This is a genomic window from uncultured Veillonella sp., from assembly GCF_905209685.1.
Taxonomy (GTDB): Bacteria; Bacillota; Negativicutes; order Veillonellales; family Veillonellaceae; genus Veillonella.
The window spans coordinates 35,526-51,715 of record NZ_CAJLUB010000002.1 but is presented as its reverse complement, the minus strand read 5'-3'; the positions used below and the strand labels follow the sequence as shown (position 1 = coordinate 51,715).

The following is a 16,190-nucleotide window of genomic DNA, read 5'->3' as shown; positions in this document are numbered from 1 at the left end:
TCAATATGGTTTTATCTTCATAACATGCATAGTATGATCTGTATCTACTGTCACATACATATGTACACGACTTACTATTTCCTGATGTTTCAATTTTCCATAACTCATAACATGACGAGGATTCTCACGGGATGGATCGGCCTCAATAGTAATTTCCACATCCGCATCATCAGCTACAATTAGCTTTCCTTGAAAGTCCCATGTATTACCGGCCTTACAGTAGCCTACAAACCAATGTGCTCCACTTTGCGCTGCATAATGAGCCTCTTCTAAATGCAATTCATCTACTGCATTACTTTCACAAATTTGACCAATACGCAATCCCATAAAGGCTAATACTAATAAAAAGGACATTGTAAATATGGCTACATATGTAATAAACCCAGCATTATGGGCTCCCATGTTCATGACTTGTTTCCTCATTATCTTTATACCAATCATATATACTACTTTGACCTATGGCGACTTCATATATAGCTAAGCCTCCATATCCAGCAGTATATTTTTTATCACCAGTAAATCGATTCGTAATATACCAGCGCATATGGACTACTCCGCTCTCATCCATACTAAATGGATGTTCTTGTGTGTACCCAACATTTCGTTTATCCTTTGTGCCGATAATACGGCTGCCGCTAACAGGTTGTAAACTGCCATCTGTAAGCTTTCTATACAAAGCATGGCGTTGTAATGTTAGTGTAGTCCGCTTAGTGTCGTGAATATATAAGGTACTATTTCGATCCTCTACCGTTATCGGTACAGGATTCCATATGATTTGAGCTACCACCATGCGCCGCGTATAACGACCATCCTCCATCATAGAAACGCTATCTACAAATTTTGCATTCCACATAACCCCATAAAAAACTATACCTAACAATAACGTTAAAACGATGGTAGAAATAGTTATACTGATGAGTGTGGAATACAAAATAAAACCTCTTTGTGCATCATGAGTCCTCACCGTATTTCCTCCAAGTCGAGAGATAAGGTATACACAACAGATTCATTATCTATGGCCTGCACAGTTAATCGTTGTAGGACAATGCCATTTTCTACGATAGGCTCTACATGTGATTTATATGTAATCGATTCACTGGGACTCATAATAAATTGAGAGTTATGTATACCTTCTTGAATATGTCCCGTTTGATAATACGTAGACTTACTTTCTTCTACATATGTTATGGTATCTTGTAATATATGATCCCAATAGTAAGCCTTATAGATTGTTAAGGTAGCCATCCAAAATACAGATAATATAACAGGCAAGATAAACATAATAATAGCTGTTGATACTAGGGCATCTCCATACATAAAGCCCTTAGTGTACTTCTTCCCATCGAATACGTCCCGTTTGTACAGATATCCATATACGATTTCTCTCACCACTTTCTCGATCCCGTAAAATAAGTTCCGTTCCATCATAAGGTAATCCTAGAGAAGAAAAAGAGATAACCGTTAAGGGTTGTACATTTTCAATCCCTACAGGTAAGGAAATATTAACTGTATGATGATGAGCATCCTCCTCTAAGGTATAGCTGTCTTTATTTAATATGAATAACATACGCCCTTTTCCATTAGACTTATGCCCAAGCATAGACCAAAGTTGAACCTTTTTTAACATATATACTACTTCTTCAGTACTTCCATTTAGAGTATAGCGGCTAGGCGTTGTTACAATGGGCAAAGACATAGAAATAAGAAGTAAAAATAAGCTAATTGCAATAATCCACTCAGCTAACAAAGAACCGTATTGATGATGTATAGGTTGTGCCTTAACCATTGGTACAACACCTCCATATAGGATCCGCCATGTAAGGCACACCAACCACCAAAGCATAGAAAGGGACCAAATGGAATGTATCGATTACGATAGCTTGTTAGTAAGAGATAGAGAGAACCAACACAAAAGGCTACGTAAAAGAAGCATACAATCTCCCACGGCGTAAGCCACATGGCAATAGCAGAAAACCATTTCACATCGCCTAGTCCAAAGCCTTTATGACTCATAAGACGAAGTCCATATGTAATAGCACCTACACTCATAACACTTATAATCGTTATAAGCATAGACTTATCATTTATAAGGCTATACACTATACCACCTAAAACAAGCACTAACGCCCCTTCATCAGGCAATATATAGTAATGCATATCGATGGTAGCACCTGCTATGATGATGAGTGAAAATACAGCATACAAAGCAACGTGAATAAAGGATATTGCTCGTGATGAAAGTATAATAGGCAATACAATGGATGCTAAATACACGATCAGTGCTATAACATAATGAGTCCCTTTCATACCTTTTCCTTCCATAAAATCAACTGTACATATATTAATGTAAATATAACTACTGTATAGCTATTAATATAACTACATATGTAAATGCAAATATAAATTTACATTCCAATCATCAATCCATGCACATTAACTATTAAGACTTAAATATTAAATAATAACTATTAAGTATTAAATATTAAGTACTAAATACTAGATATCAATTACGATTAAGGTGCATCAGGGGCTTTAACTACAACTGCCTTCGCAGTACCACCATTAACCGCTTCATAAGTAATGGTATATTCCTTATCTTTTGCAGTTTTAACATGTTCTGTAAGATAGCCTTCTTTATATAGATTTTCTACAGTTGGCGGTGTATCTACATTCTTGTCAATCATAAAAGGTTATATCTTATTAATTTATTTCAAATTTCAAAATACGTTGTAATAATCAAAGTTTTGTATCATGGTTTAATAAAACCACTTACACAAAACACAATATTTAAAATTCATTTTTTGACGAATTTTTGACGGCAATAAAAAAGAGGGTAGCAATTACGCTACCCTCTTTTTGTTTTATTTATCTAGTTCTACTAAGCGGTGCAATTCACCATTAACAAACCACATTTCACAACGCACGTTGTCTTGGTCAACCAAAGTTGCCATATATAACCCCTCTTGATTTGGTTGAATATCTTCTGCGAATTGATGTGTTTTTCCATCGAATGTAAATACTTGTGCCATAATGTTTCCCTTTCTTAGTGAATAAGTAGTTGTTACAAGCCGTGTAACTCGGAGATAGATTAGATCACCATGCCTTTACTGTATAAAGTACACTACCACCTTTAAATTGTGTTCCCTCAAAATGCCCTAGCATTTCAACTCTACCAGCTTGATAGCCGATAGTTTCATACATCTTTTTATCAATCACAGTAACACCAGCTTTTATCTTATGTTCTTTATTTAGATTTATTTTATACACATCAACTTTTTGTTCCTCTGTATTAGCAACTACAGCCGTTCTATCAGTTTTTTCAGTCGCTGCTTTAGGTAAATTAGGGTTGCTATGTGCAATATCCTGTTTAACCTTTTCTGCAGCTTTTTCTACAGTCGGTGCTTGTGTGTAATAAGTCGCTACTGGTTGAGTTTTTTCCCTAATGGAAATAACTTCTTTTGCTTGTTGTTCTGTAACATGAATTGCCTTGGCCAATTCCTTTGGAGATTTAGATTGTTGTTGTGTGATTACAACTGGTTTTTCAACCTGTTTCTGTTTATACAAATGATAGCATCCCATACACACTAACATAAATACCAACATAGGAATTAGCACCTGTGCGGTGCGTTTATGTGTTTTTATATAAGTTAGTACCTTACGTAGATAAAACATTCACCTATGCCCCCTCTACCTCTTCCATTAGCATTTTTAAAGCCTTAAACTTTTCATCAGCAAATCGATTATTTAGACTTTCACGTAACACGCTACTATTCCATTCAAGGCTCATGCACGTATCATAGATACCAGCGATAAGGTCATAATCAAAACGCTTATCATCGATATAGGATAGATTTGTTAATTCGATATCTAATGCTTTTTCCATTAACTTCAACGCATCATTGAACATATTAACGATTTCACCAGTACCATACTGTACCGCTCGACTCCACACTACATCCTTTAATGCATTGGAATGTTTTTCCACATTAAACATATTCTGTCTTAGGTACTCACACGCTACATCATAGTAAGCACTTTTAATATAGTCATGCTGCATTTTCTCAAAGCCTACCGCATCAAGCGTACCCAACTCTTGCCACTTAGCAATAAAGCCATCAGAATTGATTTCACCACTATCAATCAAGGCTCTTGCGTAGTCCTTGTAAAAGCCATCTTGCTTTAACCCCCATCCAAGAAATGCATCAACACTACCACAATTACTTGCTAGTTGGTATGTACCATAAGAGATACCGCCAGCATCATTGATGCCACTAGATACACACGCTGGATCACCATTACTTTCATATTCAGCACTCAACTGTCCTAATTCAGCCATTGTAATTACTCCTTTTCTTTGTCATTGCTGCCCCCATTCATATATTGGGAACGCTTAACACCACCAGTAGCACCGATATAACCGCCTAACACACCAACTATTACACTTGCCAAATCTTTCTGTTCAAGATAAATAGTCATGATTAATGCAGTCGCTAGTGCTACTAAGGTTATAGTATCCTCATAATGTATCTTCATTTAATCGCATCCTTTATTGATTTAACGAACGCTATCAACTCTTTAAACAAATTCATCGCACGTTGAAACCATATACTTTCCACAAATTCAAGTTCAATCATGTTTTCAACTATACTTGCTAACTCAACCACGATAGGTACTAGATATATTAAGGTGGATAGAAATACATCAATTCTGCCTAATACAGGAACATCTACATCAGGCAATATCAACATGATAAATGACAATAAGAAAAGCCAAGGATAAGATTTAACTAACTTCTTAGTCATATCTGCCCTTAGCTTTCCGCTTACTAAAAATCTATGTATCTTGCCATTGATTTCGACTGGCGCCCAACCTCGCCAAATGATGGCCATGAAAGTATTCTTTAAAGTACACTCTCTATTCGTGGCTAGATTGTAGTTACGTGCCTCAACTAAGACACGCAACAATGTATCAATAAAAACCAACACAACACTCGTAAATATAGCTAGTGATATTCGCACCGCCTCTACTACGTTAAACCCCTCTGCTAAAAAAGGTGATAATACAACTTCAATCATACTTACTCCCCAATTCGTTCTATCTTAATTTTTAGTAAATGCCTAGTGAGGTACACCCAATCTCTCCACCCATTAACATTAAATGTTGCTTTTTGTGCGCCCTCTACGTTATTACCTAAACTTACATTAACTTCAATATCTGTTGATGTAGCAATCGTAAATTCATTTGTTTTATCATTTTGTCCATTAACAGTCGCTCTATACCTACCTTTAGGTAAGTACACAAACATTTTTTCTGTACCCCTAATGTCTGCAGGGTACTTTTGCCAATTCCAAGTAGTAAATAAAATAGGACTTGTTTGAACATAACTCTTAGCACCATTAGATGTGCGTTGCACCACAAGGGCGGTTTTATCCGCCCCTAATCGTGCATAATATGTTTTACCATTAATAACTATTGGTAGTCGCTTTTCGCCTACATCACGCAAGTTATCAGTTAGTTCAAATGTTAGTGTATCGTTCCATTTCTTAACTTTTAAGTTAGGCATTATTCAACATACACCTCATTTCCACCATTAGCACTCCACAATTTCAATCGGCTATTTAAGGATGTTTGAACCCTGCCCCAAGACTTCCATGTGCCAGCCATGAACATACGATGATATGTTTCACCATTAAACGCATGGAATGTTTGGTCTATCATCGCACCTTTGCCAAAATTCATTACGATTAACATGCCTTGTTTATGGCTACGTGGTGGGTTGTTAGCACCGCCATCAAAATTGATTTCGATTGCACCTTGTGTTGTGAGTGTGTTCCAGTCTGTAGCCGCCTCAATTTTCGTATATGGAAAACCTAATTGGTCTACTTCTGTTTTCTTAACAAAGTTATCGTCTATATCCTTTTTCTTATAAATTGCCGTTCCGTAATGTTTGGTGGTAAGTACTGTGAAACTATCTGTACCATCATAGTGCTTAAATTCCTTACCTTTAATAAACGTATTAACGGAGTTATCGCCAAGTTCTACGTTACCAGCGGTAGACACCTTAGCCATACCAACACCATGACCATCAGGTTTATAACCCTCAATCAAAATGTTATTAGCCATTTTAAGTGCGCCATTCAATGTACCGCCAGTTAGTTTCAAGTAATCAAGCGTTGCCAATCGTGCAGTATTGATAGAGTTTTGATAATCTTTATTTGGATCACCAACATAAATATCAACTTGGTGTCTCTTATTAGGTTTTTCTGTTAAGACCGCAAAATAGAATTTTCCGTTGTAGTAAGCTATATCTTCAATTTCAGTAGTTCTATTGATTTCAATAATCTGTTTAACTGTGCCAAATGGTGTACATTCTACTAAACTACCCAAAGTAGCACTCATAATGCATCCATTTAACATGAAAGCACCATTGTTATTAAAATCATCGTATTGGTAATCAACTTGATATGTTTTCATTTTCACAAAATCATCATTGTATAAGTTGATTTCACGCAAGCGTTGTTGACCGCTAATAGGTACGATACTTACATAAGTACGTGTGATTGGGTCATAGCCAATATTAAATACACGTTCATTCAATGTGATAGTACGTTCATATTGCATTGTGTCTGCATTAAGTACTGTTAGGTTATTACCATTTTTTAAGCCATTGGCAAGATAAATTTTGTTAGTGTTCTTGTTATAGCACATAGTGTTACAATGCCCCATCTTATCTGGGTCATTAAACTTATACGTACCTACAATTTCAAACGTGGATGAATTGAGTTCGTAGAGTACTTGATTAGTACCATCGCTATTGATACAAGCTAATACGAACACGTTCTTTTTATCATTGTAAGTGAACCCTTGGCATTGGTTCACCTCATCGCCGTATTGGATGTTTTTTACAAACGCAATGTTATTTGCACCTTTAAGCATTGGTGTTTCAGTCGGATAGAACGGCTTGATATTGCTATAAGTACCCATATCCATTACGCTATCGACTGTGTTAAACGATAGATGCTCATTGATTTTGTAGATGCCATTAGGTATCAACAAGATTTTATTTTTTAGATTATCGTTAGCACGTTTAAATGCTGCGGTATCATCTGCTACACCATCGCCTACCGCCCCAAAGTCTTTTACGGAAACAATGCCATACAAGCTATCTTTAGGAATAAACTTTGTATCTGCCTCTGTTTTTGTGATTAAGCCACCGCCATTAGGCAATGCAATTTGTTCTGCTTTAGCTGCTGCGACTTCAGCACGTTTAGCAGCATCTGTTGCCTTGATAGCATTACTTGCTATTGATGTTTGTTTATTATCAATGTCATTCTTTAAGGTCTTAGCTTGGTCTACAAGATTATTAATATCTCGTTTATCAACGGTTGTTTGACCTGCATAAGCCTTTGCATCTCTGACTAATCGTTCTGCGGTCGCAACATTAGTTGAGGATGTATCAAGTGCGGTATTAGCCGTGGCCAATTTATCATCAACAGTCGATGCTATTGTTTTGATTTCTTCGCCCAATCGGTTGATTATATCTGCGTTAGCATTAATTTTATCGGACTTTTCAGAAATAACATTCATTGCATTAATTGCATCATTAGCAGCTTTTACGGAACGCTCTACAATATCTTTTGCAACTTCATTAGCGTTTTTGTCGCTATCCACTCGAATTTTTAAGGAGCGGTCTAGTTCCGCTTTCATTTCCTGTAAAATGAGTATGATCTTATCGGTTGCGTGTTCGATATTCTCGAATGGATACTCATCAGGCAAGTCCATATCTTGTGAAATTGGTGTTTTACGTTCTAGGATAACCTTTTGCCCTACGGCTAGTGCATCCCCATTAGCTGGGTAAATTACCGATTTGGTGTTTTCGTCATAATCGATATTGCCTACTTGTACCGCCTCTGTACCATCTTCATCAACGATAGTTAGTTTAATATCCTCGATTTGCACGAAATCATATGGGAAAATAAACTTCTTATTTCTCCCATCACATTGATACACTACAGATGGTTTTAGTACTTCTGGTGTCAATTTAACATCCCCTTTCAGTTGTATATAAATAGGACTACCCATTATGGATAGTCCTTATTTATCAATGTTTCTTTTTATCTTTTTTAGTTTTTAATCTGCGGTCAAATGCAATAGCCATGATTACATCTTCTAGTTTTGCATCGGTATCGGTGAACGCATATTTAGCTAATGTCCATAGTCCATCTGTAACAGTATCACTAAAACCAGTTGCCCTGTTCGCTAACTGACTAAGACTTCTGCCTAAATCAACACCATCTTTCTTGTCTGACATAATAGCGTTTCCAACATCGTAGAATTTTTCTGCTATGCTTGTAGCTAATACTGTGTTTCCTTTATTATAAGGTCTTTCTCCCAATACAAACTTCATAGCCATATTGGTTATATCCCTAACCAAAGGAATACCCATAGTACCTTGTGCAACTAATTCTTCGATAAATGACTTAGCTAAATCTTCAGGCTTATCATCATCACCATTTGTCATAGCTTTGTAAGCCATCATACCTACTGCTTGTGAAATCAATGTCCACCACAGCATTTTAACGAACCTTGCGTAATCACCTGTATCTTTCCGTGCGTAGTTACCCTCCGTAATAATGTTATAAAGCGTATTAGCGTAGGAATAGAATGGTACGAACATTTGCATAACAGAACTTCTAGCACGTTGAATAGCAGCAGCATCTTTAGTATCACCACTACCAAATATATCTCTGACTGCTCTATCGCCAGCCTCGATAGATTGTTGTTCTATCCATTCAGGGCTTACACCCTCTTTACCAATTAGTTCCGCTTGCTTTTGATCATATGCAAACTTCCATACTGGGATAGATAAGGCAAAGTCTGTTTCCGTAAGCAATCTGAAACCCATTTGATTTATATCATCTCGAATATCTGCTAGTTGTTCTGCTCTATAATTAGCAATGTTAGTGTCATTAATACGAATGCCTTTACCGCCAATAGATAAGCCTTTTTTCAAGTCTTTATCCAAAGTTTGAACACGCTCACGCATGAAGACTGATTGTGCTAACACAAAATCTCTAGTGTTGTTATACGTAGTAGTTCCGTGTCCATAGAACCCTAAACCAGCATGATTGATTGCTCTAATCGTATTGCCTACACCGATACGATAAAACGCCACTGGTAAGTTCAACGCATTTTGTAATGCTACCGATACTCTACCAGCCATGACTGCGGTTGATGTATTTTTCTTTAGTGTAAGTACTAATCTATCAAACGCACTAACCTTTGCTGGTTCATCTTGCCAGTTATCTCTAACCCAAGTTCGTAAGAATTGGTAAGTATCAGCACCGAATTTATCTACAATGTAGTTTTGCAATTCTCTGTTACTGATTAGCTTATTAACATCAGTTACCGCTTTACGCATTGTAACGTGGTTAATAGCCTCTGTAATAGCATTAGGAATTACATCAAAGTCAAGTAACAATGATTTATCTTTGACTACATCCAAACGTGATTTAGTGGCGCTCATACCAGTACCCCATACTGCATTACTACTTACCATAGTTTTAGCAATATCTTCAACTTGGTTATCACTAACGGATGCATTGACTTTAGGGTTGTACACGATTGGGAAATATTGCCCCTCAATGTTTCTACCACCGATAGTAAATGTTAAACCTTTTACTTTCTTCAATGGGTTTCCGTACAATTCCTCTTGTACTCGGCTGCGTTCTTCATAAAACGAATTGATATGATCCCATGTACGAATAACAAACTCCCAGTCCTTATCAGTCATGTGTTCTTGGAATGCACGTTCAATTTCAACCTCATTTGCTTTTGTGGTTTCCATTACACGTTGCCTATTGCTCTCTGTACCCCAGTTAAGGGCAATCATGATAAGTTGCTCTTTGGTTAAGCCGTATAACTCACCAACTGTGTACAAGTGGTCATTACGCATATCAAATAATTCACGTTTGGAATATATCCCTACATCTTTTGCCAATCTACGCATAGAGATTTCTTTACGTTCGTTGAATGCTTGTGTCGCTCTACTGATAGGGTCATATATGTATTTAACTGCGAACCCATTTTTACCGCCACCCATTCTACGTAAGAATGTTTCAACTTTCATTAATGCTAAATGGAAACCATATAGCTTACCGCTTACTGCATCCATCTTAGTTTGGTTGTTGAGTTTGTTAAACACATCACCCTCTGCACCACCAAATGTTTCTGTAGCCTCACCAATAATATCTTGTACTGCATTTTCAAACGAAACACTATCACCAGCATCATTTAAGATTGTTGTACCCTCATACTCATTTCTGCCGTTTTTGTACATACCAGTCATGAGTTCTTCTAAGGTTTCTAACTCATTCATCGTGATAGAACGGAATGGTTTAGGTGTTTTAGAGTAGAACATCTCAACTATCCAAGGTTCTAATTGAACCATAGATTGTTGATTTAGAATACCAACATCAGGATCTAATGCAGCTAACACACTATCCATATCAAAACCATCAGTAGGTGCTAGTCCATCGTACTTAGTTAAACCCATTTGGTATGCCATATGTGCGTAGAAATAACGCATATTAGGTTCAATAGCAATAGGGTTCTTAGGTCTAGTCATGCGTTGTAATTGTTGTTTCAATTTCAATCGCAACTTCTTGGACTTTTCAAAGTTTTCAAACGCTACCCTTGCTCTTGCTTGTTGTAGCATCTGTTCACGCTTAAAGCCAAGTGCCTTATCAACATCACCTACCGCCAAGGCTCTATCTGCTTTCTTACCAGCAGTAACCGCTTTATTTTGATACGTTTTAAACTGAATAGCATTAGAGATAGGCAATGCACCTAACTCTTTTCTTGCTCGTTCCATGTAGTCTGAAATTGTACCAAGTCCAGCACCACGGATAGAACGTACATTGTTGATTCGGTTATTTAACATATCTTGTAAGCGTTTGATACGTTCTTCTGCTTTTTCTAATTGCTTAGTAGTATCAGTCAATGCAGCATCTACTTTTTTCTTATCAGATTTTAACTCATCGTATTTAGTAGGCTTAACCTCTTTTTCGATTTCGTCTAATTCTGTATCGATAGTTTCTGCGTTAGCATCTAACTTACGAATGCGTTCTAATAAAGCCCAGTTCTTGGCCAATTCACGATTAGTAGATTGTTGGATAATCTTACTTTCTTCTTCGGTGAGTTTCATTTGACCTTGTGTACTAAGTAAGATTTCCTCTGCTATCTGTTCATTAGTTTTGCCTACGTTGTTATCACTCATAAACTCTGCTTTCGCATTGTCCATTTCTTGATTGATAGCATCGTTAAATGTAGCGCCAGTTTGTTCTACTTCCGCTTGCTCCAACTCTTCAACAGTTTTGTACTGTGTATCTTTCAACGCACTTTCACCAAACACATTGTATCGTTGATGCTCTTTGTAGATAGGATATTGCTCAATCAATCGTTTTTCGATTTCGATTTGTATTGCATCCTTTTCTTCATCCCATTCCTTGATAGGTCTATTATCAAGTTCTTTCATGAGTTTTCGCATCACACGTTCTTTTGCTTTTTCTTTTACATCTGCAATGTAAGACTGCATACGTGCTTGGTCTTGCTCTGATAATTGCTTATACAGTTCGGTTTTTTCAAACTGTTCTAGTTGTTGTTGTTCTGCGTATGCCTCAATATCCTCTTGGGTTGCGATCATACGTGCCATAACATCTTTAATATCAGATGGTACTTCACCACCTAATCGTTGAACGCTACGATAAATGTATGTTAGCCACTTGGAGAATTGACGGAATACTCTTTGCAATGCACTTGTTGGTGCTTCACCACTTCGCAAATAGCTTTCCCAACCTCGTGCAAATTTCTCATGTGCTTTCGTATTGTCTACGTTTTCACCATCAACCCAACCGCTCCACTCTTTCAACTTGTTCCAATCTGTTACAAGTTGCTCAGGTGCGTTTTCCATAGATGCTAGTTTTTGAATATCATCAAAGAATACATGACCCATTTCATGTAAGAATGTACTTCTATCTGCGGTTTTGAAAATGCTGATAATGCGCTCACCATCTTTCATGATCTCTGTCATGCCGTTAACAGATTGGTTGTACTTTTCAATGACTTTAATTGCCTTGTCATCGAACACTACATAGCATCGTCCATCTTCTATGCCCTCATATGTGATACCTTTTATACCATGTTCATTCAAATATTCAGATGCTAGTTTATCACCACCTAATGCAGTCGATAGTGATTTATAGATATTTAAGCCAAACGAATTACCCTCACTAAAAAGATTATTTATGTTATCTTTATAGCTTATAACTTTTTGGTTATCTTCTTGTGTTAATGCATCTAACTCAATTCGTGCTTTTTCTAAATTATCACCAATGATAGCTTTTAACTTATTTTTATCAGCACTACCCCAATCATCAAAACCATACTTTTTAGCTAGTCTATCAGCATTTCTCTGTACAATTTTATTTAATGTTTCTTTTTCTTCATACTTGCCAACGTAATTTAAATCAGTCTCTAAGCCTTGGTAAATATCATTAACTTCTTTAACGTGTCTATTACCATTATAAGAATGATCAGAACGATAAGCATTTATAAATGCATCTTTCTGTAATGTATCTAAACTGTTTATAGCATCAATAATTTGTTCTTGAATTTCTTTTGGCTGAATGTTAAGGGTTTGATTCCAGTCCAACATTTTATTGCTTTCAGGAATATCAACCTTAAATAAAGATGATTTATCAGTTTCATGGACATTAGATAAAACCTCTTTGTAGTTTTTTGCCATTTCTTTATTTTTAGCAAAATACAAACCCCAACCATAAAATTGTGCGCCCTCACCGCTACCAATAGCACCTAAATCAAACTCATCAAAGTCATGTGGCGAACCATGCCATGCAGTTTGATAATACTGATAATTATGTTTCTTTCGGAGATTGTCTAAATCATTTTCGTTTGGTATACTATTAATAAATGAACGACTTAGTTTAATCCCCCCAAGCCATGGTGGCTGGTTTTTTGGATTATTACTAAGTCGTTCTTTGTTTATATATATTAAATCCCCACCCAATAACAAATCGTAATACGCTATATTGGTATTTCTAGCATAATAAGATTGTACAACATGATAATCACCTCTATTATTATATTTGTTCAATAATATCGGCATCATTATAGGCTTTCCGTTTAAACCAATCACTTCAGTTATAATGATAATTTTTTGACCATTATCTGCACTAAATATTGCAGATGGATTTGCAATGGTATTAGGTAACTGTTTCAACATATCAATGGAAACTGTATCATTATGTCCAGATAAAATTCTTTTACCGTTAGAATCAAATACAGGAGCACGCAATATTTTATGCAAAACACCGCCTGTAATTTTGATTCTTTTTAAGTCAAGATTAATTAAGTCAAAGACTAATGGTGAATCCATTATATCTATTGTTTTTTTACTTCCTATATTATTAGCATTATCTACATTGTTAGCCCAATCACTTAATACTTTATCTAGTTTACTTTCCCATACTGCTTTTGTATTTTGATTATAACCTTTTTGATTGTCATACTTAGCATTCATGTTGATTCGCACGCTATCACGGAAATAATCCATAGCAGTATAACCGCCTTTACCCATTTGTCGCATATATTGTGCCATTATATCAGCGTGTTGTGCCATCAATAATGCATTTGCTTTTGCAGTTTCACGTTGTTTTCTATTTGTGCTTTCACTAATAGCTTTAACTACTTCGTTATACACATCATATCCGCTTTTTGACAACTGCATTCGTAACGCTATGTCATTGTTCGCCAATTCAAAGACTTTATCTTTCATAGCCTCTAAACTTTCGATTTGCATCAACATATGTTCCATATCAGCATAATGTGCATCAGATTGTGCTAGTGCATCAGCGTTACCATCAAGGCTTGCAGTTGTAGTTGCTCGGCTATACTCATAAGCTGCTCGTCTACGTTCTGCATTAGTTCGTGGTGCTTTACCGCCATTGTTAGCTTTATAATCGGTTAGCCATTGTGGTTCAATACTAGTACTTACCGCATCATTGATAGATTTATCTGCATTGTCAAAGTCGCTTGCATATGTTTCTCTATACTGTTCTTTTAACGTGTGCAACAAGTTATTAAAATTACGTTTAATATTCGTAGGGTCAGATAGTACCTCATTAAGTACTTCACGATCTATATCAGATGCCCCCTCAAATTCATTACGAATAATATCATCCTTGATACGTTCCGCACGTTTAGAGGTATCATCTTTCAATACAGATTTTGCTACATCTACTTCTTGTTTTGCACGTTCTAGCGTAGCTAATGACATACCGCCTCTAGTAAAGTAAGAGGTTTGTTTCAATGCATCTACAGTTTCATCGGATAAATTCATGGATACTTGTGCATAGCTACCAATAGGAATTTCAACAGGTGCATCCGCCTCAATAGCTGCTTTTACTTCCTCTTGTGTAACTAAGCCGTTATCGACCATATCACGGATAGCAAGTTGTCCGTTTTCAGATTGCACTAATTCTGCTACATCTACATATTGAGTTGATACTCCAACCTTATCGCCCTGTGCTTGTACGATTTTTCCGTAGAGTTCAGGGTTTTCTTTTGCGATTTTATTGGTAGTGCTATCCTTACGTACATTATCCATAATGACTGCGCCATTGCGGTTTTGTTCTGCGATGATAGCTGCTTGTTGTTGCTCTGGTGTTAGCTTTTGAAAATCACGGAAAGCCTTTGCAGTACGTACACCACCTACTGCACCACCGATAGCACCAAAACCTATTACCGCTGGTAACGCTTGTTTCATAGCATCTAGCGAACCGATAGCAATATCGCCAACGCTATAATAACCCTCTGGGTCATTATCTTTACGTGTTAGGTTGTGTTGTACCTTTTCGTTTACGTCTTGCAAGCCCTCTTCAAAGAGTTCAGGTACACCAGCTTTAATAGAGTTTTTAGCCATCTGTGCAACAGTTGTTCCAATACCTCTATCAAATGTTTTAACTGTATCACCAACGCCAGCACTAATAGCTTTTGCAATCATGCCTTTAGGTGCTACCGCTTTAAACGCTTTACCCATAGCTGCGGTTGCTGCAAACTCAATACCAGCATCAATAGCAGCATAAGACATAGCGTATTGATTAGCCTCTTGGTCTGTGTATACACGATTGCCATTTGCATCTTTCTTTTGGATGAGTTCGATGTACTTGTTACCGAATGACATTTTATACATATTGTATGCCATGTCAGCACCGCCACCCCATTTAGCACCAGTAGCAGCACCAGCACCTACACCTACACCCTCTGTAGCCAAGCCACCGATTAATGCACCAGCAACTGCACCAGCTACCGCACCTATACCGCCTTGTTTAGCCATCATATAGCCTTGCCCTGCGGTTTCACCAATTACGGCTTGTGCTATATCTAGTCCATCTGCATGACGATAATTTGAAAGGTTAGTTTGTAATCGTTGAATTTCATTTGTTAATTCTTCGATTTTCTTAGGGTCTGTAGTGTTGGATAATTCATAACCAGCATCGCCCAATTTCATCTGATCATTGATAGACCATACATTCTGTTGGATGCTATCCCATATACCATGAGTAGATTTGATAGACTGTAAATTCTCCAAACCATAAATAGCCTCGGACTGTGAACCATATTTTATTTTATATAGTTCAGGGTATTCATCATACAAAGACTGTACTGTTCGACCTCTATCAACTTGATTAGCAAGATAAGCTGCTCTCGTGAACCCTGTTTCACCACTATTCAAAATAACATCTGCACCGATATTAAGTTTATTCGCATAGTCTAATGCTGCATTAGCTTTTACCGCATCACTAGATGCATATATAAAACGTGCGGATGCAGCTTGCAAGGCTGGGTTATTTATAATAGGGTTTTCCTTTAAAGCCTCGCCAATAGTAGATACAGTTTGTAAAGTTCTATCCTTACCGCTACCAGTTGTATCGACTAGATAAGGTGCATCCGATAAACTTCCTAATGCATTCCCTACTTGCTTTACCGCATCTACCGCATTACCTACAACTCCATTAACAGGTGTGCCTAACTCTCCATGATCGCCATCCTTGTTAATAAATGGGTTGATTTTCTGTTGTTCAATTTTCCATGGGTTATTAGACATATTT

General features: G+C 36.9%; 14 protein-coding genes. All 14 read right to left on the bottom strand.

The features are described from left to right. The 14 genes from QZ055_RS00630 to QZ055_RS00565 all read right to left on the bottom strand — a co-directional run bounded on the left by QZ055_RS00630 (position 1) and on the right by QZ055_RS00565 (position 16,186). Positions 1 to 354, bottom strand: a complete 354-nt coding sequence (locus QZ055_RS00630) for a hypothetical protein (RefSeq protein ID WP_295823966.1) — start codon at positions 352 to 354, stop codon at positions 1 to 3. Between the two features lie 34 nt (positions 355 to 388). Further along, entirely contained in the window at positions 389 to 853 is a 465-nt protein-coding gene (locus tag QZ055_RS00625; protein ID WP_295823965.1) for a hypothetical protein, read from the bottom strand. 107 nt (positions 854 to 960) lie between these two features. Next, the gene (locus QZ055_RS00620) at positions 961 to 1,317 is read right to left on the bottom strand and encodes a hypothetical protein (protein ID WP_119206199.1); all 357 of its coding nucleotides are present in this window, start codon (positions 1,315 to 1,317) and stop codon (positions 961 to 963) included. 7 nt (positions 1,318 to 1,324) lie between these two features. After that, positions 1,325 to 1,786, bottom strand: coding sequence for a hypothetical protein (locus tag QZ055_RS00615; protein ID WP_295823964.1), 462 nt, complete (start codon positions 1,784 to 1,786; stop codon positions 1,325 to 1,327). Next, a complete protein-coding gene (locus QZ055_RS00610; protein ID WP_295231119.1) occupies positions 1,741 to 2,322 on the bottom strand; it encodes an A24 family peptidase in 582 nt (193 codons plus the stop codon). Before QZ055_RS00610 ends, QZ055_RS00615 begins: the two co-directional genes overlap by 46 nt. A 191-nt stretch (positions 2,323 to 2,513) precedes the next feature. Further along, positions 2,514 to 2,684, bottom strand: coding sequence for a hypothetical protein (locus QZ055_RS00605; protein WP_295793294.1), 171 nt, complete (start codon positions 2,682 to 2,684; stop codon positions 2,514 to 2,516). 177 nt (positions 2,685 to 2,861) lie between these two features. Next, positions 2,862 to 3,029, bottom strand: coding sequence for a hypothetical protein (locus QZ055_RS00600; RefSeq protein WP_295823962.1), 168 nt, complete (start codon positions 3,027 to 3,029; stop codon positions 2,862 to 2,864). Between the two features lie 64 nt (positions 3,030 to 3,093). Continuing rightward, positions 3,094 to 3,579: a hypothetical protein gene (locus tag QZ055_RS00595; protein ID WP_295823961.1), complete on the bottom strand. Its 486-nt coding sequence runs from the start codon at positions 3,577 to 3,579 to the stop codon at positions 3,094 to 3,096. Between the two features lie 97 nt (positions 3,580 to 3,676). Then, positions 3,677 to 4,336, bottom strand: a complete 660-nt coding sequence (locus tag QZ055_RS00590; protein ID WP_295823960.1) for a hypothetical protein — start codon at positions 4,334 to 4,336, stop codon at positions 3,677 to 3,679. 5 nt (positions 4,337 to 4,341) lie between these two features. Then, on the bottom strand, positions 4,342 to 4,533 hold the full coding sequence (locus tag QZ055_RS00585) for a hypothetical protein (protein WP_295823958.1): 192 nt from the start codon (positions 4,531 to 4,533) through the stop codon (positions 4,342 to 4,344). After that, positions 4,530 to 5,075 carry a hypothetical protein gene (locus QZ055_RS00580; protein WP_295823956.1) on the bottom strand — a complete coding sequence of 182 codons (546 nt, stop codon included), beginning with the start codon at positions 5,073 to 5,075 and terminating at the stop codon, positions 4,530 to 4,532. The genes QZ055_RS00585 and QZ055_RS00580 overlap by 4 nt, the downstream gene beginning before the upstream one ends. Positions 5,076 to 5,077: 2 nt before the next feature. Then, positions 5,078 to 5,563, bottom strand: coding sequence for a hypothetical protein (locus tag QZ055_RS00575; RefSeq protein WP_295823955.1), 486 nt, complete (start codon positions 5,561 to 5,563; stop codon positions 5,078 to 5,080). Beyond that, entirely contained in the window at positions 5,563 to 8,040 is a 2,478-nt protein-coding gene (locus tag QZ055_RS00570) for a glycosyl hydrolase family 28-related protein (protein ID WP_295823954.1), read from the bottom strand. The genes QZ055_RS00575 and QZ055_RS00570 overlap by 1 nt, the downstream gene beginning before the upstream one ends. A 61-nt stretch (positions 8,041 to 8,101) precedes the next feature. Next, positions 8,102 to 16,186, bottom strand: a complete 8,085-nt coding sequence (locus QZ055_RS00565) for a hypothetical protein (protein ID WP_295823953.1) — start codon at positions 16,184 to 16,186, stop codon at positions 8,102 to 8,104. Between the last annotated feature and the right edge of the window lie 4 nt (positions 16,187 to 16,190).

Coding starts and splice junctions, on each gene's coding strand:
- QZ055_RS00630 (WP_295823966.1), bottom strand. CDS start 354: ATGTCCTTTTTATTAGTATTAGCCTTTATGGGATTGCGTATTGGTCAA.
- QZ055_RS00625 (WP_295823965.1), bottom strand. CDS start 853: ATGTGGAATGCAAAATTTGTAGATAGCGTTTCTATGATGGAGGATGGT.
- QZ055_RS00620 (WP_119206199.1), bottom strand. CDS start 1,317: ATGTATGGAGATGCCCTAGTATCAACAGCTATTATTATGTTTATCTTG.
- QZ055_RS00615 (WP_295823964.1), bottom strand. CDS start 1,786: ATGGTTAAGGCACAACCTATACATCATCAATACGGTTCTTTGTTAGCT.
- QZ055_RS00610 (WP_295231119.1), bottom strand. CDS start 2,322: ATGGAAGGAAAAGGTATGAAAGGGACTCATTATGTTATAGCACTGATC.
- QZ055_RS00605 (WP_295793294.1), bottom strand. CDS start 2,684: ATGATTGACAAGAATGTAGATACACCGCCAACTGTAGAAAATCTATAT.
- QZ055_RS00600 (WP_295823962.1), bottom strand. CDS start 3,029: ATGGCACAAGTATTTACATTCGATGGAAAAACACATCAATTCGCAGAA.
- QZ055_RS00595 (WP_295823961.1), bottom strand. CDS start 3,579: ATGGGATGCTATCATTTGTATAAACAGAAACAGGTTGAAAAACCAGTT.
- QZ055_RS00590 (WP_295823960.1), bottom strand. CDS start 4,336: ATGGCTGAATTAGGACAGTTGAGTGCTGAATATGAAAGTAATGGTGAT.
- QZ055_RS00585 (WP_295823958.1), bottom strand. CDS start 4,533: ATGAAGATACATTATGAGGATACTATAACCTTAGTAGCACTAGCGACT.
- QZ055_RS00580 (WP_295823956.1), bottom strand. CDS start 5,075: ATGATTGAAGTTGTATTATCACCTTTTTTAGCAGAGGGGTTTAACGTA.
- QZ055_RS00575 (WP_295823955.1), bottom strand. CDS start 5,563: ATGCCTAACTTAAAAGTTAAGAAATGGAACGATACACTAACATTTGAA.
- QZ055_RS00565 (WP_295823953.1), bottom strand. CDS start 16,186: ATGTCTAATAACCCATGGAAAATTGAACAACAGAAAATCAACCCATTT.